Here is an 18,541-nt window from a genome sequence, read left to right on the forward strand (position 1 = left end):
TTGCACTCATTGTTTACATTTTATCACTAACATTTTCGGCGGTATTGGTAATTGCTTTACCGCCTGATTGAACATCTTTACCTACACCTTTGACCGTATTACAACCTACAACCAATGTTGCCATAACAAGAGCTACTACTACCATTAACATTTTGTGGAACATTTTAAATACTCCTCTGATTAATGAACTAGCTATTTGATTGTAGCAAAAGCTTCTGCTACACGATGTATATTAAGGTGATTTAAACCCGCCACACACATTCTTCCACTGCCCACCAAATAAACAGCAAAATCATCTTTTAATTGTGCGACTTGCTCTTTAGAAAAACCAGTATAACTAAACATACCTCTTTGTTTGAGTAAATAATCAAAATTCTGCTTAGGTGCTGCTGTTTTTAATAGATCGACTAATGTTGAGCGCATACTAACAATACGGTTACGCATTGATTCAACTTCTTTAAACCATAAAGCTTTAAGTTCAGCATTGTTTAGTACGTATGACACTAATTGCGCACCATAAGCGGCTGGACTTGAATAATTTCGACGAACGGTAGCTTGTAATTGGCCAAACACTCTATTAGCCGCTTGATTATCATCACATAAAACCGATAAACCACCTACTCGCTCACCATAAAGTGAGAACGTTTTAGAAAACGAATTACTGATAAAACCACACAAGCCTTGCTCCGCCACTTTTTTTATTGCATAACTATCACTTTCGATAGTTTCCCCAAAACCTTGGTAAGCAATATCCATAAATGGGATGAGATCACGATTTTGTAAAACCTCAATCACTTTATCCCACTGCTGATGGGTTAAATCTGCCCCCGTTGGGTTATGACAGCAAGGATGCAACAATACTATACTTTTAGCCGGTAAACTATTTAATGTCGCAAGCATAGCATCAAATTTTACGCCACAAGTCTCAGGATCAAAATAGGGATATTTATTTACCTTAAAGCCTGCTCCATTGAAAATAGCGATATGATTTTCCCAAGTTGGATCACTAACCCACACTTGCGAATCGGGAAAATAGCGATATAAAAAGTCAGCGCCGACTTTCAGCGCCCCAGATCCGCCTAATGTCTGAACAGTGGCAATTCGCTGTGCTTGAAAAGCAGGATTATCTTCACCAAAAAGTAGCGATTGGATCGCTTGACAATAACTCGGTAAGCCACTCATTGGCAAATAAAGTTGCGCACCTTGTTGATGATGATAAATATAGTCACGAGCCGTTTTTATGCAGGATAATTGCGGAACTACACTGTTTTCATCATAGTAATAACCAATACTTAAATTGATCTTATCTGCACGCTTATCATTATTAAATTCAGCGACTAATGATAAAATGGGATCACCCGCATACGACTCTACTTTTTCAAACATTTTTCCAACCTAATTAACCAGTAAATAGCAATGTATATTTGTAGATTATTGCACCAACTTAATTGGCAATCAATCATTAAATAATAGTTTAAATATAAATAATTTTAGGTTAATAAAAGCGACCGTTTAAAAAATTGATTCTGATATAGAAATCCCAAAGTAGACGATAAAAATTAGGAGAATGAAGTAAAAAAAAATGCTTCAAAAACCCTGTTCCTCAACTTTTCGATACTTTAATTGGCACCGTTAATTAGCACCTTTCGGTGCTAACCATTTTAGTGAGATTATTTGACAGCAATCACTTCTATTTCAACTTTTGCATCTTTAGGAATGCGTGCAACTTGCACACAAGAGCGAGCAGGGAATGTGGCTTGATTCTCAGTAAAAAATGCCTCATAGACACTATTCACTTCGGCAAAATCATTCATATCCGCTAAAAAAATCGTTGTTTTAACTATATTTTTAACTTGATAACCAGCTTCAGTAATAATCGCTTTAACATTCGCTAAACTTTGTTTTGCTTGCTCTTTGACACAATTTGGCATCTCACCTGTTGCTGGGTTAATCGGAATTTGACCTGAGGCAAATAACATATTGCCTAAATCAACACCTTGAACATAAGGGCCAATAGCCGCAGGGGCTTTATCGGTATTAACAACTTTTACCATGTATGCTTTCTCCTTTCATCTTGTTATGCCTCCCATTTCAACAGGAAGCCAATTTGGTGTCAAGTCACAGTAAATTTATGATCATGGGACTTCTGTCAATTTTCTGATATGATAGGTGAAAATTTTTTCATTTTTTTGAGAGTTAGTATGTTTGAGAATTTAACTGATCGTTTATCACAGACATTTCGCAATATTAGTGGTCGTGGGCGTCTGTCTGAAGATAATATTAAAGATGCGTTGCGCGATGTGCGTATGGCATTACTTGAGGCCGATGTTGCCCTACCTGTAGTACGAGAATTTATTAACCAAGTTAAACAAAAAGCTGTCGGTTTAGATGTTAATAAAAGTCTAACACCCGGCCAAGAATTTATTAAAATAGTTCAAGCCGAACTTACCAGCGCAATGGGTGAAGTTAATAGTACACTTAACTTAGCTACCCAGCCTCCAGCAGTTATACTAATGGCTGGCTTACAAGGTGCCGGTAAAACAACTAGCGTGGCTAAACTGGCAAAATTCTTAAAAGAAAAACAGAAAAAGAAAGTTTTAGTTGTCTCTGCTGACGTTTATCGTCCCGCAGCTATAAAACAATTAGAAACACTGGCTAAAGCGATTAATGTTGAGTTCTTCCCATCAGATATAAAACAAAAACCGGTTGATATTGTTAACAAAGCCATTTCGCATGCCAAACTACAATTCTTTGATGTGCTGATTGTCGATACTGCGGGTCGATTGCATGTTGATAGCGAAATGATGGATGAAATTAAAGCATTACATGATGCAATCAATCCAATTGAAACCTTATTTGTGGTCGATGCCATGACCGGGCAAGATGCTGCGAATACAGCAAAAGCATTTAATGATGCATTACCTCTAACTGGGGTTATTTTAACTAAAGTGGATGGTGATGCGCGTGGTGGTGCAGCATTATCAATTCGTCATATTACCGGTAAACTAATCAAATTCTTAGGGATGGGTGAAAAGACGGATGCTCTTGAACCTTTTTATCCTGACCGTATCGCGTCACGCATTTTAGGCATGGGTGATGTTCTCTCTTTAATTGAAGAATTACAGAGTAATGTTGATCGTGAAAAAGCGGAAAAAATCGCCAAAAAACTAAAAAAAGGCGATAAGTTTGATTTTAACGACTTTCAAGATCAACTACGACAAATGCGTAGTATGGGCGGAATGGGCGCAATGCTAGCCAAACTGCCGGGTGTCGGTCAGCTTCCTGAGCATATCAAAGCGCAGATGGATGATAAAATCACCATCAAGATGGAAGCAATTATTGGTTCTATGACATTAAAAGAGCGGGCAAATCCAGAAATTATAAAAGGTTCTCGTAAACGTCGAATTGCTAATGGTTCGGGTACCCAAGTGCAAGATGTCAACAAACTGCTTAAACAGTTTGAAGATATGCAAAAGATGATGAAAAAAATGAAAGGTGGTGGCATGATGAAGATGATGCGCCAAATGAAAGGGTTAATGGGCGGCGGTATGGGTTTCCCACCGAGATAACGTTTTACTTTTTTCTTTCTTGCAATTCACTACTATCGCGCAGCTCGGCGCGATAGTATTTCAAAAAACATAATTCTCGCGATTTACTGCTTTAAGTTTGCTTGGCCGATGCGATGCATGGTTAATGATACATAGTTAATACGGTTCCAATCGATGAAACGATAATGAACATAATAGCCAACCATTGATAATGTGTTAACTGTTCGTGCAACACAATTAATCCGGAAAACGCCGCAAATACTGGTGACAAACTCATTAAGGTACTAAAAGTTTGCGCCGGTAAGCGTGGTAGTGCAATCATATCAAGGCCATATGGAATAGCTGATGCTAACAGTGAAACCACAAAAACCAGTGGCAGCAGTTCGATTGAAAACATGGTGCTTCCACTTTGCCATACGCCAATTGGAAACAGTAATAGCGAGGCGACAATTGAACCTACCGCAACACTTGATGCGTCATAAGTTGTCCCCACTTTACGCCACTATCGCGCGGCTCGGCGCGATAGTATTTCAATAATCTTAATTCTCTCGATTTACTGCTTTAATCTTACTTGGCCGATGCATGGTTAATACGGTTCCAATCGATGAAACGATAATGAACATAATAGCCAACCATTGATAATGTGTTAATTGTTCGTGCAACACAATTAATCCGGAAAACGCCGCAAATACTGGTGACAAACTCATTAAGGTACTAAAAGTTTGCGCCGGTAAGCGTGGTAGCGCGATCATATCAAGACCATATGGAATAGCTGATGCTAACAGTGAAACCACAAAAACCAGTGGCAACAGTTCGATTGAAAACATGGTGCTTCCACTTTGCCATACGCCAATTGGAAACAGTAATAGCGAGGCGACAATTGAACCTACCGCAACACTTGATGCACCATAAATTTCCCCCGCTTTACGGCCAAAAAGAATATAACCCGCCCAACAGCTACCTGCACATAAAGCCAATAAAATACCAATAGGATCTAAATCATTGGAAGCTTGATGAATAGGTAGCAACATCACTAATCCAACTATCGCAATAGCTAACCAAATAAAATCGGTTAACCGTCGTCCCGAAAACATCGCCACCATAATGGGGCCGGTTAACTCAATGGCTACCGCGATACCTATCGGGATTCGTGATATAGCATTATAAAAAGCTAAATTCATACATCCCATCGCTACACCATATAAAATAATATATTTAATGGCCGGTTTAGTGATGGTTTTACGCCAAGGTTTAAAGATTATTACCAATAAAATTGCCGAGAAAAATAGCCGCCAAGCAGTCATCGCCTCTGGCCCGAGTACCGGGAACAAGTATTTAGCGAATGAAGCACTTGCTTGTACCGATATCATCGAAACAAAAATTAATAATACAGGCCAAGATTTTTTGAACATAATAACTACCTTGATTGAAGTAACTGCATTTAAGGGTCGCAATCTGTTTGCATAACAACGCAAAATCAACTTAAGATTATTACAATATGTAGCTAAAACACGTTGTTATTAAATAAATTGCATCAATAACGTTTTTTAAAAATATCACATCACGTTTAGTTTTCCCTTTTTACTGATAGCAATGCCAGATCTTGAAGCGCTTTTTTATAAGGGGAATCCGGTAGGATTGAAATAACATTAAATGCTTTATTGGCTTCTTGTTGAGCGGTTTTAAAAGTAAATTCAAGTGATCCACAAGACTGCATCACCGCTAAAATATGATCTAATAAATGACGACCATTTCCTTGCTCAATGGCTTGGCGGATTAAAGTCGCATCTTCTGAATTAGCATGATGCATAGCATGTAATAATGGTAAAGTTGGTTTACCTTCATTAAGGTCATCACCTAAATTTTTACCTAATTTTTGATTACTATCAGCGCTATAGTCTAATAGGTCATCAATAATTTGAAAGGCTGTTCCCAAATATTTTCCATATTCTTGCAGGGCAAATTCCTGCTCAGGCGTAGCATCGGCTAATACCGCGGCTGAATGTGAAGTTGCTTCAAACAGTCTTGCTGTTTTACGATAAATAACTTGTAGATATTGCTCTTTAGTAATATCAGGATCATTACAATTCATAAGTTGTTGAACTTCACCTTCGGCAATGACATTGGTCGCTTCTGACATTATTTTTAATACTTTGAATGATTCGGTACGTACCATCATTTGGAAAGATCGGGTATAAATATAATCGCCAACTAAGACACTAGCCGCATTACCAAATAATGCATTAGCGGTTGATTTGCCACGCCGTAAATCAGATTCATCAACAACATCATCATGCAATAAAGTCGCCGTGTGGATAAATTCAATAAAAGCTGCGGTAATAATATGTTTATCACCTTGATAATTGAGCGCTTTAGCGATGAGTAATGCAATAATAGGACGAATACGCTTACCACCACTGCTGATGATATAATTTCCTAATTGATTGATTAATAACACATCGGAACAGAGTTCTGCTTGTATTGCTTCATTAACCTTAATTAAATCATCTTGCACTAAATCGAGTATTTGTTTTATTGATGGATTATTCATCAGTCTAACCGCTACAAATGGGAAATATTTGCTTACTATTATCTGATAAATATTTTTAAGCAACAAGTAGTGATAAATCATATTTAAAAAAATGCTACAAATGATAAGCATTTTCATTTAGAATACTCGCCTTAAGCGAAAATTATTTACCGTTATGAAGATTAATTTTGATATAGATATCAACAACGAACAAGAACCACAATCACCTGCTTCTAATAAGCCAAAGGATGTTTATTTATATACATCTATCTCTGTGATATCGCATCTATTTTTATTCGGATTATTATTCAGTTCAGCACTGTTTGCAACTAATATCACGATTGATGAAGGTGATAATTCAATTAAAGCTATGATGGTCGACCTTACTCAGTTAGCCGCCCCTGAACAATCCTTAGTTGAAGATGCGCCTGACATTAAAGGTGCTGAAAACAGTGAAATCATCGACAATAAACCGATTGAAGAACCGCAAGTTGACCCGGTGGAAGAACCCGAGATAGTCAAAGAAGAAAAACCAGTGGTTGAAACCGATAAACCGGTAATTATTAAAACCGAACCAAAGCCGAAAAATAAAAAACCACCTACCCAAAAATCATCTCGTCAACAAGTTAAACAAGACGTGATCAGTGATAAAGTGGCAAATACTTCAGTAGCACCTAAAGTATCTGAAAATCGACAATATTCAGGCAATCCAACACCAATTAGTCGTAATCGACCTGAATATCCTCGAAGAGCACTTGATATGCGCTTAGAGGGTTATGTTGTTGCCATGTTTGATGTTACAAGTGAGGGGCGTGTTGAAAATATTAGAATCATTGAAACCCAACCTAATAATATTTTTAATCGCTCAGTTATCTCGGCAATGAAAACATGGAAGTACAAACCAATTGCTGGTAAAGATATCAAAATAAAGATTATTTTTAACCGCGATAATTCAATTAGCTTAGGTTAATCATACAGTTACCAATCAATAATTGTCTTTTAAACAATAAAAAGCGCTAATCTCAACATTTTGATTAGCGCCTTATTTAAATTCATCGGTTATTTTGCATTAAAAATTCAATCTGCTGTGGATCTTTTGGTACCGTTGCGGTTAAAACTTGGTTGCCAGAGTCGGTAATTAAAATATTGTCTTCAATCCGAATCCCGATACCCTTATAGCGTTCAGCAACATCAGCATCTTTATTAATATAGAGACCAGGTTCTACCGTTAAGACCATACCCGGTTCCAGTAGACGATCGCGATCACTGCCAACATCATGCACATCAATACCTAACCAATGGCCTAAACCATGCATATAAAACGCTTGATAAGCTTTATTAGCAATCAATGTTTCAACATCGCCTTGCATAATTCCCAACTGAACTAACCCTTCAACCATCATCCGAATAATTTCTTGATTCACTAAGGATATTGAAGTACCTGGTTTTAATAATTTGATAGCGGTATATTGTGCCGTTAATACTATGTCATATATTTCGCGTTGAGCTTGATTAAATCTACCATTAACTGGAAATGTTCTAGTGATATCCCCTGCATAATATTGGTATTCACAACCGGCATCAATTAAGACTAAATCACCATCTTGCAACTTGTCGCTATTATTTTCATAATGCAATATACAACCATTATTACCACCACCAACGATGGTGTTATATGACGGCCAACGAGCACCACGCCGAGCAAACTCATGTAAGATTTCGGCTTCTAATTGATACTCAAACCAATTGGGCTGACATTTTTGCATTGCTCGAATATGTGCTTGCGCACTGATTTCACAAGCTTGACGTAAAATGGCGATTTCATATTCAGACTTAAACATCCGCATTTCGTGAACGATTGGTCGCCAATCAATAACTATGCTTGGCGCTGAAAGTTTTAATCGACTGCCTTGCCGTAAAGTATTAAGCGTTTTTTTAATTATCTCGTCAGCATAATGATATAGCTGGTCAGCATGATAAATAGCTTTTTTACCATTGATTAAATTAGGCAAAACCTCATCAATCTCATCAAAAAGATAGGCTTCATCTACTAAAACTTTTTCAAGTGCAGCTTGTTGACCTAACCGATATCCGGTCCATGTTTCAGCTAGAGGATCTTTTTTACGATTAAATAAAATATAACGTGGTTGATTATCTGACTGTTTAATAACCACAAAAAATGCTTCTGGTTCAGCAAAAGAAGTAAAATACCAAAAATCACTATCTTGTCGATAAGGATAATGGGTATCATTACTTCGCTTAACTTCTGGCGAAGCAAAAAATAAGGCAATGCTATTTAACTCCATCTGTGCCAATAATTTATTTCGTCGAGCTAACAGTTCTGCCTTGGTATCAATATCTATCATAGCCTTTACCTTAATGATCAATAATACAGCATTTTAGTGAAGAGTTGGGGTGATATCAGATTCATTAAATTCATCAAAACATAACATCGCCGTAATTCGAACGTACTCTTTGATCTCTTCAAATGCAAAACCTAGCTCTTGCTGATCTTCATCTTCATCATAACCGAGTTTAACTATTTGTCTTAGGTCGTATATTGCTTCACCTACATCGCCTTTAAGCCGATTAAGTTTAGGTTGAACTAAACCAATACCTAATAAAAAATGATTTACCCAGCCAACTAAATCATCAATTTGGCGAAACAAATCTTGTTCACTAAGTAAAAGCTGGAACTCAAAATCTTCATCAATAAATTGTTGTTTTGTTGAATGATATAATTTTTCTATTTGTTTATTTAACGGTTCAGCAATTTTTTGCCCATCATTTAACATGTCTTGCACTAACACTCTCCAGCTCTCGTCATGATTGCCGCCAGCCAAGATGCCAGTTAAAAATCCATGTAATTCAGCTGCGGTTATACCAATTTTATTCTGAATAAGTTGACGATTAAGCTCATCATAAATTTTGCTATCTGTCATTAATTCCACCCTTGTTTTGTGATAACGGTAAAAATACACCCCTGCACTTTCACACATTATTAGTATATAATTTGCGCCTAACTGTAAATAATAAACAGGTTATTGCGCTTTATAAAGGAATTATTTTGAACATTTTAAGATTAATTTTAACATCGCTATACATAGTTATATCATTAACTGCGTGTAGTTCATGGCTACCAAACAAAGGTATAATCGTTCTTGATGTGCGAAATAAAACAAATACCGTTGTAACTAGCCAAGATTTACCTAAAAATTATCAGTTAGGCAATAGTGAACAAGAACTTGATAAGTTTGAATCTTTCTGCCGAGAAGAGATCCGTGCCTCACAACTAGATGGTAGTGAGGAGTTAGTATATGAAAATATCAAACGGGGAATTCACGGGCAGGTAGAATTTAAAAAATGTAGTGATAAGATCACTCGGATTTACCAATATTAATAAATATATCAGCTAACTTTGATGATTATGGCTAATAAGATTAACTAAATGTTACATATCTGTGAAATCTTACTAGCCTTTCAAGCTGTTTTTATTTATATTGTCGCATGAATAAATATATTTTTGGGAGTTAAATAATTATGTATAAGCAAGATGTAACCATTACTGCATCGAACGGTCTTCATACCCGCCCTGCTGCACAATTCGTAAAGGAAGCTAAAAATTTCAATTCTGAAATTACTGTCACATCAAATGGAAAAAGTGCTAGTGCTAAAAGCTTATTTAAATTACAAACACTAGGATTAACTCAAGGAACTACTATTACTATTTCAGCTGAAGGTGAAGATGAAAAAGAAGCAGTAGCTCATTTAGTAAAATTAATTCCTGAATTGGAATAATACTCCCATATCAGCTTTAAACGGTTTTAATATTAGATAAGGATTAAATGTTATGGTATCAGGTATACTTGTTTCCCCCGGTATCGCTTTTGCAAAAGCGCTATTATTAAAAGAAGAACCTATTGTTATTAATAATAGGCAAATTCTAGATAACAAAATTGATGCTGAAATTGATCGCTTTAAAGAAGCGCGTGAAAAATCAAGCGAACAATTACATGCCATCATGGAGCGAGCAAAAACCACTTTAGGTGAAGATAAAGCTGCCATTTTTGAAGGTCATATTATGCTTCTTGAAGATGAAGATCTTGAACAAGAAGTTATTTCACGTATCAAAAGTAAACACTCAAGTGCTGATGCCGCAGTCCAATCTGTATTTGAAACCCAAGCAAAAGAGTTAGAGAACTTAGATGATGAATATCTAAAAGAACGTGCGGCCGATATCCGAGATATTGGTAAACGATTGCTAAAAAATATTTTAGGTATTGAAATTGTTGATTTAAGTGCTATTAGCCAACCTTGTATTTTAGTTGCGACTGATTTAACACCATCTGAAACTGCGCAATTAAATTTAGATATGGTATTAGGTTTCATCACTGATGCCGGCGGTCGTACGTCACATACATCGATTATGGCTCGTTCATTAGAAATTCCAGCTATCGTTGGTACCTCTAATGCAACCCAAGCAATCAAACAAGGTGATTTTGTTATTTTAGATGCCATCAACAATGCTATCTACATTAATCCAGATCACGCAACTCAAGAAAAATTAAAACAAGTTCAAACCAAATATATTGCTGATAAAGAAGAGTTAGCAAAATTAAAAGACTTACCTGCTGTGACCCTTGATGGTCATCAAGTTGAAATTTGTGCCAATATCGGTACAGTTCGTGATATTGCTGGTGCAGATCGTAATGGTTATGAAGGTGTTGGTCTTTATCGTACTGAATTCTTATTTATGGATCGTGATGCGTATCCTAATGAAGACGAACAATTCAAAGCATATAAAGAAGTTGCTGAATCAACTAATGGTTTATCGGTTATTGTTCGTACCATGGATATTGGTGGTGACAAAGATGTACCTTATATGCATTTACCAAAAGAAGAAAATCCATTCTTAGGTTGGCGAGCAATTCGTATCTGTTTAGATCGTAAAGAAATCTTACATGCTCAGTTACGTGCAGTTTTACGTGCTTCGGCATTTGGTAAATTACGTATTATGTTCCCAATGATTATTTCGGTTGAAGAGATTCGTATCTTAAAATCTGAAATTAACATCCTTAAAGAACAATTAACCTCTGAAGGTAAAGCATTCGATAAAAACATTGAAATCGGTGTTATGATCGAAACCCCAGCCGCAGCGGTCATTGCTCGTCACTTAGCGAAAGAAGTTGACTTCTTTAGTATTGGTACTAACGATTTAACCCAATATACACTTGCTGTTGACCGTGGTAATGAATTGATTTCACATCTTTATAATCCACTTTCACCGTCAGTATTAACTTTGATTAAAAATGTGATCGATGCGTCTCACCAAGAAGGTAAATGGACTGGAATGTGTGGTGAACTTGCTGGTGACGAAAGAGCAACAATTTTATTACTTGGTATGGGTCTTGATGAGTTTAGTATGAGTGCGGTATCAATTCCTAAAATTAAGAAACTAATTCGTAATACTAATTATGAAGAAGCGAAGAAATTTGCTGACACGGTTCTTGAAAAAGCAACAGCTAAAGAAGTAACCGATTTAATTGAAAAATATACTGCTGAAAAGCAAATTTGTTAGGAGGCCATGATGGGGCTATTTGATAAAATTAAACAATTTGTATCTGATGATAACAAAAATAACATCGAAATTATTGCACCGCTTAGTGGTGAAATCGTTAAAATTGAAGATGTACCCGATGTTGTTTTTGCAGAAAAAATCGTTGGTGATGGCGTAGCTATCAAACCTTCTGGTAACAAAATTGTTGCACCATTAAATGGTAAAATTGGTAAAATTTTCGAAACCAATCATGCCTTTGCTATTGAATCAGATGAAGGTATCGAGCTTTTTGTTCACTTTGGTATAGATACTGTTGAATTAAAAGGTGAAGGTTTTACCCGCGTTGCCGAAGAAGGACAACAAGTTAAGATTGGTGATACTATCATTGAAATCGATCTACCTTTACTTGAAAGTAGAGCTAAATCAGTATTAACCCCAGTGGTTATTTCAAATATGGAAACCGTGGTTGAATTAACTAAACTAACAGGTTCAGTTGAAGCGGGCAAAACACCAATAATGCGTGTTAAAAAATAATCAGTTATAAAAAAACCTTCAGTTTAGAAGCTGAAGGTTTTTTTTATTTATTCAATTCATAATACTTATTCAATTCACAAAATAGTGGTTAACGCCATTTCTTATATTGATTAATTAGATTATTAGTAGAATCATCATGAGAACTAACTGGTTTATCATCCGCTAATTCCGGTAAAATTCGGCCAGCTAATTGCTTACCAAGCTCAACTCCCCATTGATCAAAACTAAAGATATTAAGAATAATACCTTGGGTAAAGATCTTATGTTCGTACATCGCGACTAGTGCCCCTAATGTATAAGGCGTGATTTTCTTGACTAAAATAGAGTTGGTTGGTTTGTTACCTTCAAAGACTTTAAATGGAACAATAGATTTAACTTCATCGAGTGTTTTACCCGCAGCAACAAACTCTTGTTCTACTTGTTGAGCTGTCTTACCAAAAGCTAAAGCTTCTGTTTGGGCAAAAAAGTTAGAAAGTAACTTCGGATGATGATCACCAACCGGATTGTGACTAATGGCTGGCGCAATAAAATCGCAAGGAATCAGTTTAGTACCTTGATGAATTAATTGATAAAAAGCATGCTGACCATTTGTTCCCGGCTCTCCCCAAATAATTGGGCCGGTTGTATAACCAGTTTTGTTACCATTACGATCAACACTTTTACCATTTGATTCCATATTACCTTGCTGGAAGTAGGCGGCAAAACGATGCATATATTGATCATAAGGTAGAATCGCTTCGGTTTCGGCACCATAAAAGTTATTGTACCAAATACCAATTAAAGCAAGTAAAGTCGGAATATTTTTTTCAATTGGTGCGCTTTGGAAATGTTTATCCATTGCATGACCGCCAGCTAAAAACTGTTTAAAGTTTTCAAAGCCAATTGAAAGGACAATCGATAAACCGATAGCTGACCAAGAAGAGTAACGACCACCTACCCAATCCCAAAATTCAAACATATTAGCTGTATCAATACCAAATTTTTCAACTTCTTTGGCATTAGTTGATAACGCCACAAAGTGAAGCGCAACGGCTTTCTCATCTTTTGCCGCATCAAGTAACCATTGGCGAGCCGTTTGCGCATTGGTCATCGTTTCTTGAGTTGTAAACGTTTTTGAGGCAACTAAAAATAACGTAGTTTCTGGATTTAAACCCTTTAAAGCTTCTACAATATGCGTACCATCAACATTTGAAACAAAGTGCATAGTTAAATGATTTTTATAAGGTCTTAGCGCTTCGGTTATCATATGTGGCCCTAAATCTGAACCACCAATACCGATATTAACTACATCGGTAATTGCTTTACCAGTATAACCTTTCCACTCACCACTAATAATTTTTTTACTAAAGGATTCCATCTTAGCAAGCACTGCATTGACATCATCCATAACATTTTTACCATCAACATAAATTGGTGAATTTGATACATTACGAAGCGCAACATGCAAAACGGCGCGATTTTCTGTGCGATTAATTTTTTCACCGCTGTACATAGCCTTAATGGCACCATTTAAATCACATTCATCGGCAAGTTTATAAAGAATTTCTAATGTCTCTTGCGTTACACGATTTTTTGCAAGATCAACCAAGAACTCATCTTCAAAAGGAATACTTAACTTTTCAACTCGCTTAGGTTCATCTTTTAGAATTTGGGCAATCGTTTTAGCGTGATGCTTTTGATAACTAGCTTGAAGGGACTTCCAGGCGGAAGTAGTTGTTGGATCAATTGACTTTAACATGACTTATTCCTTAATTAATATAGCACTATTAACCATAATATAACTATGCCTAACATGATGCAAGATAAGGATTTATTCTTTCAAATTAAGTTAAAATAAAAAATAATAAAAGTTATTTTCTTTTCCTAATCAAATAACTTGAATATAATGTTACAGATAAGCTATTTGATACATATAACCGTTCAAAAAATAATTTTCTAACTAATTAGTACCAATAAAATAACTAAATTTTTGACATTATTATATTAGGATATTTCATGCCAAATATTCAAACTCTAGTACCTGCATTAGATAAAATAGTACGCATTTGTGATTATTTAGATAATCACAAAGGTGCAACTTTTAGTCAAATATTTCAGGATCTTAATTTACCCAAAAGTAGTACTTCAACCCTACTTAATGCATTAGTTATGCATGGTATATTGCGTCAAGATCAGAACCAGTATTATCTTGGATTAAAATTGCATGAATGGGGTGATAAATCGCTGGAACAGTTTGATATCACCAAAATAGCGGAACCGTTGATGTCAAAATTAAGAGATCAAACCAATTTAACTTGCCATCTAGGTGTGTTAGATGGTCTATATTCAGTCTATATTGCAAAAATTGAAAATGACCAAGCTATCGGTATTCGTACTTGGATAGGCAAAAAATTACCTCTGCATAGTTCTGGTATTGGTAAAGCATTGATAGCTTGGTTGCCAGATGAAAAAATCGATCAACTTATACCAGAAGATAAATTGGTTAAATATACCGACACTACAATTACCAGCAAAAAACAGTTAAAAAAAGAGCTGGCGAAAATTCGCTCGCAAGGTTGGGCCTATGACAATCAAGAAGATGTAAAAGGTGTCCATTGTATCGCTGCTCCTATTTTTAATAAAAATCATGAACCAATTGCGGCGATTAGTATTTCTGGTGTGCTTTTTCAATTACCGGTAGAGAAGATCGAAAAATATTCAGAGCTAGTGCGTAAAGCATGTCAACAACTGACTAGCAAGTTTCAATAATATTGAATCATTATGATTCAATATTATTGAAATTATTTTAATCCATAACTCATTAGGCTATCTTCTTAAATAGCTCAATAAGTTTTTGTTTATCAAAAAAGACGGGGTTAGCACCGGCACAAGCATCTTTCATTGAATTTTCTGCCAATAACTCAAAATCAGGATTATCCACGCCTAACTCCTTCAATGATTTAGGTATGCCGACTTCTTGTGCCAAATCTTCAATTCTTTTTATCACATAATCGACACATTCTTGGTCGGTTTTATCTTTAGTGTCAAATCCAATTGTTTCGGCAATCGCTCTAAATTTTTCTGGGGCATGTTTCGCATTCTCCTTTTCAACTACCGATAATAGCATCGCATTACAGACCCCATGAGGTAAATCATAAAGACCACCTAGTTGATGTGCCATCGCATGGACATTACCTAAACCAGCATTACTAAAAGCAATACCGTTTAAAAAGCAGGCATAACTCATCTGCTCTCTGGCTTCAATATCGTTACCATTTTTAACCGCGAGCGCTAAATATTTAAAGGTTTGACCAATTGCATATAGTGCGGTCGAATCAGTGACATCCATCGCCCCTTTAGCAACCACCGCTTCTATTGCATGAGTTAACGCATCCATACCGGTTGCTGCGGTTAAATTTGCTGGTTTAGAAATCATTAAATCGGGATCACTAACCGTTATTGATGCCAGTGTATTTGGATCGACCATAATCATTTTTACGTGTCTGCTTTCATCAGTAATCACGTAATTGATGGTAACTTCGGCAGATGTACCTGCGGTGGTTGCTATTGCCACGATAGGTAAACATTTATGTTTACTTTTATGCATCCCTTCATAGTCAGTAATTTTACCGCCATTCGTCGCTAACACCGCAACTGCTTTACCACAATCCTGAGGTGATCCACCACCAATGGAAACCACAAAATCACATTTAGATTCTTGACATAATTTTAGTGCATTTTCAACATTAGCAACGGTAGGATTTGGTTTAACATCATAAAAAATAACCGATTCAATCCCCTCTTTGGCTAAAATATCGACTACTCTATCTACCGTACCATTACCGACTAAAAACTTGTCACTAACCACAAATGCCTTTTGGCAATTTAGTTTTTTAACCGGTACCCCTAACTCAGATAGACATCCTTTTCCTAATAAATTAACGGGTGGAATGTAATAAATCATATTTACCTCTTTAATTAATCATATTTCAAAAAAAATCCCACAAAAAGAACTTAATTTCATTATACGGAAAAAATAAACTTGCCGAAAAAATATTTTTTACAATGAGAGGAGGATCACAAAATTAATTTTCTTTTGAATTAATGCATTGCAATTCAAAATTTTTTCCTCAATAATCCGTTCACAAGAAAGAAATAAAGTTCCATATTATGAACAAAGGAGAAAAAATGAGTTTAGCAAAATTTAAAGGGATATTTCCACCCGTGCCGACAATTGTAGATAAACATGGGGAACTGGATAAAAAAGGAATGGCTAATCTATTAGATCATCTGATCGATAGTGAAGCTGATGGCGTTTTGATTTTAGGGAGTGGTGGTGAATTTTGTCATATGCCACCGAAACTACGACTTGAAGTTGCTGAATTTGCGGTAAAACATATCAATAAACGCATTCCAGTGATGATTGGAATATCCAGTCCAAGTACCAAAGAAACTATTCAATATGGTCAACATGCAGCACAAATAGGCGCAGATGCCGTTTTAGTGGTCAATCCATATTATGCTTTATTGAATAGTGATGCCATTTATCACCATTATAAAACTGTCGCTGAAAATCTTGATATACCAGTGCTACTTTACAATTTCCCGGCATTAACCGGCCAAGATATTGGTATTGATGTTATTACCCGATTAGCCAAGGAGCAGCCAAATATTATTGGTTTGAAAGACACCATTGATAACATAAGCCATACCCGAGAAGTCATCAACAGAGTTCACGCCTTCCGTCCAGATTTTATCATCTTCAGTGGATTTGATGAATATATGTTAGACACGCTTATTCTTGGTGGTCATGGTGGCATTCCAGCAACATTTAATTTTGCCCCGAAAATTACCAAGGGAATTTATAAAGCATTCATTAAAAAAGATTACCAAACCGCATTTAAATTACAGCGTCAATTAGCAAAATTAATGCCGGTTTATGCGATTGAATCGCCTTTCTTTGGGGTTATTAAACAAGCTATCAAACTAACTGGAGTAGATATTTCAACTGAGGTTTTGGCGCCGGTAACAAAATTACCAAAAAACAAAAAAGACCTATTAATTCAAGTATTAGAGTCTGCTCAAATTCCTATTATAAATAAATAATTGGAGGCATCCATATGAATAATACAGAAGACAAAACAATTCCTAAAGGGCGTTGGAAACATATAATTCCGGCTACCATTCTGGTGTATATCGTGGCATATATGGACAGAACAAATATTGCCATTGGTATTGCTGGAGGAATGAATAAAGATTTAGGTATGACCGCGTCTTTCGCAGGTCTTGTCGCAGGGATCTTTTTTATTGGCTATATATTTTTACAAATTCCTGGTGGTCAAATCGCTGAACGCTATAGCGCCAAAAAATTTATCGCATGGACTATTGTTGTTTGGGGTGGTTTTGCTGCAATAACAGGATTTGTTCGAGATCCCATTCAATTACTTATCATACGTTTTATATTAGGGGTAGCTGAAGGGGGAGTATACCCTGCTATATTGGCATTGATTGGGCATTGGTTTCCAAATCATGAAAGAGCTAGAGCAATTGCATTTTTCCAAATGAATTTAGCGGCAGCATCTATCATTACCGGTCCATTATCTGGTTGGTTAATTGAAGCTTGGGGTTGGAGAGAAATGTTTATCATTGAAGGTATTATATCTTTAGCATTACTCTTTGTTTGGATGCCTCTTGTTTCTGATTATCCTCATCAAGCTAAATGGCTAGATCCTAAAGAATTAAATTGGTTAAACCAACAATTTGCCGAAGATAAAGCGCTTATAAAATTAGATGACAAAGCAAGTGTTAAAACAGTATTAAGTAGTATCAACTTATGGAAACTGGTTGCTATCTATTTCTTCTTCCAAATTGGTTTTTACGGTTTTGCCCTTTGGATGCCAATGTTAATTAAACAATTAACCGGTAGTGGTATGTCTATTGTTGGACTATTAACCGCGGCACCATACATTCTTTGTATATTTGGACAATACTATATTGCTAAATTATGTGACCAAACCATGAATCGTAGGCTCTATACTGCAATTCCTATGATTGGGTTTGCTGTATGTTTAACGTTATCTATATTATTAGAAAACAGTACATGGCTTGCTTATGGAATGATGGTTTTATGTGGCTTTTTCCTACAAGCATACGCCGGCCCATTTTGGACATTACCACCACTATTATTCCCATCAAATGTTTTAGGTGGAGTACGAGGAACAATCAATGCCCTTGGTAATCTAGGAGGATTTATCGGGCCATATCTAGTTGGTTTATTAACCGTTACCGTAAGTAAAAATGCAGGACTATATACCTTAGTTGGGGCTTTAATCATTGCAATTATTCTATTATTCACGCTACCTGCTGTAACAGCAAAACCAACAAAATAAAAAA

General features: G+C 36.1%; 19 protein-coding genes. 9 read left to right on the forward strand and 10 right to left on the reverse strand.

The window, feature by feature from the left end; genetic code table 11:
- Window positions 1–13: 13 nt before the first annotated feature.
- The 3 genes from DKK79_RS12135 to DKK79_RS12145 form a co-directional block, all read right to left on the reverse strand.
- Window positions 14–163: an entericidin A/B family lipoprotein gene (locus DKK79_RS12135; protein ID WP_258363464.1), complete on the reverse strand. Its 150-nt coding sequence runs from the start codon at window positions 161–163 to the stop codon at window positions 14–16.
- A 29-nt stretch (window positions 164–192) separates the two neighbouring features.
- A complete protein-coding gene (locus DKK79_RS12140; protein ID WP_110424314.1) occupies window positions 193–1,386 on the reverse strand; it encodes an amino acid aminotransferase in 1,194 nt (397 codons plus the stop codon).
- Window positions 1,387–1,670: 284 nt separating this feature from the next.
- Window positions 1,671–2,054, reverse strand: a complete 384-nt coding sequence (locus DKK79_RS12145; RefSeq protein ID WP_110424315.1) for a RidA family protein — start codon at window positions 2,052–2,054, stop codon at window positions 1,671–1,673.
- A gap of 147 nt (window positions 2,055–2,201) precedes the next feature.
- Here DKK79_RS12145 and ffh point away from each other — a divergent pair, with 147 nt between their 5' ends.
- Window positions 2,202–3,569 carry a signal recognition particle protein gene (ffh, locus tag DKK79_RS12150; protein ID WP_110424316.1) on the forward strand — a complete coding sequence of 456 codons (1,368 nt, stop codon included), beginning with the start codon at window positions 2,202–2,204 and terminating at the stop codon, window positions 3,567–3,569.
- 121 nt (window positions 3,570–3,690) lie between these two features.
- Here the strand turns inward: ffh and DKK79_RS12155 are convergent, their stop codons facing one another.
- The 3 genes from DKK79_RS12155 to ispB form a co-directional block, all read right to left on the reverse strand.
- The gene (locus tag DKK79_RS12155; RefSeq protein WP_110424317.1) at window positions 3,691–4,041 is read right to left on the reverse strand and encodes an EamA family transporter; all 351 of its coding nucleotides are present in this window, start codon (window positions 4,039–4,041) and stop codon (window positions 3,691–3,693) included.
- Between the two features lie 46 nt (window positions 4,042–4,087).
- Window positions 4,088–4,960 (reverse strand): EamA family transporter, encoded by an 873-nt coding sequence (locus DKK79_RS12160; RefSeq protein ID WP_110424318.1) that lies wholly within the window; start codon window positions 4,958–4,960, stop codon window positions 4,088–4,090.
- A 155-nt stretch (window positions 4,961–5,115) separates the two neighbouring features.
- Window positions 5,116–6,099 carry an octaprenyl diphosphate synthase gene (gene ispB / locus DKK79_RS12165; protein WP_110424366.1) on the reverse strand — a complete coding sequence of 328 codons (984 nt, stop codon included), beginning with the start codon at window positions 6,097–6,099 and terminating at the stop codon, window positions 5,116–5,118.
- Window positions 6,100–6,253: 154 nt separating this feature from the next.
- Here ispB and DKK79_RS12170 point away from each other — a divergent pair, with 154 nt between their 5' ends.
- A complete protein-coding gene (locus tag DKK79_RS12170; protein ID WP_110424319.1) occupies window positions 6,254–7,048 on the forward strand; it encodes a TonB family protein in 795 nt (264 codons plus the stop codon).
- 82 nt (window positions 7,049–7,130) lie between these two features.
- Here the strand turns inward: DKK79_RS12170 and pepP are convergent, their stop codons facing one another.
- Together pepP and DKK79_RS12180 are read right to left on the reverse strand one after the other, a co-directional pair.
- A complete protein-coding gene (gene pepP, locus DKK79_RS12175; RefSeq protein WP_110424320.1) occupies window positions 7,131–8,444 on the reverse strand; it encodes a Xaa-Pro aminopeptidase in 1,314 nt (437 codons plus the stop codon).
- Between the two features lie 33 nt (window positions 8,445–8,477).
- A complete protein-coding gene (locus DKK79_RS12180; protein WP_110424321.1) occupies window positions 8,478–9,020 on the reverse strand; it encodes a UPF0149 family protein in 543 nt (180 codons plus the stop codon).
- A gap of 125 nt (window positions 9,021–9,145) precedes the next feature.
- Here DKK79_RS12180 and DKK79_RS12185 point away from each other — a divergent pair, with 125 nt between their 5' ends.
- The 4 genes from DKK79_RS12185 (at window position 9,146) to crr (ending at window position 12,169) form a co-directional block, all read left to right on the forward strand.
- Window positions 9,146–9,478, forward strand: a complete 333-nt coding sequence (locus DKK79_RS12185; protein WP_110424322.1) for a hypothetical protein — start codon at window positions 9,146–9,148, stop codon at window positions 9,476–9,478.
- Window positions 9,479–9,618: 140 nt separating this feature from the next.
- Window positions 9,619–9,876, forward strand: coding sequence for a phosphocarrier protein Hpr (gene ptsH / locus DKK79_RS12190; RefSeq protein WP_034883950.1), 258 nt, complete (start codon window positions 9,619–9,621; stop codon window positions 9,874–9,876).
- Window positions 9,877–9,928: 52 nt separating this feature from the next.
- Window positions 9,929–11,656 carry a phosphoenolpyruvate-protein phosphotransferase PtsI gene (ptsI, locus tag DKK79_RS12195; RefSeq protein ID WP_110424323.1) on the forward strand — a complete coding sequence of 576 codons (1,728 nt, stop codon included), beginning with the start codon at window positions 9,929–9,931 and terminating at the stop codon, window positions 11,654–11,656.
- 9 nt (window positions 11,657–11,665) lie between these two features.
- Window positions 11,666–12,169 (forward strand): PTS glucose transporter subunit IIA, encoded by a 504-nt coding sequence (gene crr / locus DKK79_RS12200; protein WP_034883952.1) that lies wholly within the window; start codon window positions 11,666–11,668, stop codon window positions 12,167–12,169.
- Window positions 12,170–12,257: 88 nt separating this feature from the next.
- Here the strand turns inward: crr and pgi are convergent, their stop codons facing one another.
- Window positions 12,258–13,907 (reverse strand): glucose-6-phosphate isomerase, encoded by a 1,650-nt coding sequence (pgi, locus tag DKK79_RS12205; protein WP_110424324.1) that lies wholly within the window; start codon window positions 13,905–13,907, stop codon window positions 12,258–12,260.
- A 257-nt stretch (window positions 13,908–14,164) separates the two neighbouring features.
- Here pgi and DKK79_RS12210 point away from each other — a divergent pair, with 257 nt between their 5' ends.
- Entirely contained in the window at window positions 14,165–14,917 is a 753-nt protein-coding gene (locus DKK79_RS12210) for an IclR family transcriptional regulator (RefSeq protein ID WP_034883954.1), read from the forward strand.
- Between the two features lie 52 nt (window positions 14,918–14,969).
- Here DKK79_RS12210 and DKK79_RS12215 read toward each other — a convergent pair whose 3' ends face one another.
- Window positions 14,970–16,112 carry an iron-containing alcohol dehydrogenase gene (locus tag DKK79_RS12215; protein WP_110424325.1) on the reverse strand — a complete coding sequence of 381 codons (1,143 nt, stop codon included), beginning with the start codon at window positions 16,110–16,112 and terminating at the stop codon, window positions 14,970–14,972.
- Between the two features lie 224 nt (window positions 16,113–16,336).
- On the opposite strand from DKK79_RS12215, the gene DKK79_RS12220 reads away from it, so the two are divergent.
- Window positions 16,337–17,254 carry a dihydrodipicolinate synthase family protein gene (locus tag DKK79_RS12220; protein WP_110424326.1) on the forward strand — a complete coding sequence of 306 codons (918 nt, stop codon included), beginning with the start codon at window positions 16,337–16,339 and terminating at the stop codon, window positions 17,252–17,254.
- Between the two features lie 14 nt (window positions 17,255–17,268).
- Window positions 17,269–18,537 carry an MFS transporter gene (locus tag DKK79_RS12225; protein ID WP_086358802.1) on the forward strand — a complete coding sequence of 423 codons (1,269 nt, stop codon included), beginning with the start codon at window positions 17,269–17,271 and terminating at the stop codon, window positions 18,535–18,537.
- Window positions 18,538–18,541: the final 4 nt, after the last annotated feature.

The organism is Gilliamella apicola (assembly GCF_003202915.1).
Classification (GTDB): domain Bacteria; phylum Pseudomonadota; class Gammaproteobacteria; order Enterobacterales; family Orbaceae; genus Gilliamella; species Gilliamella apicola_Q.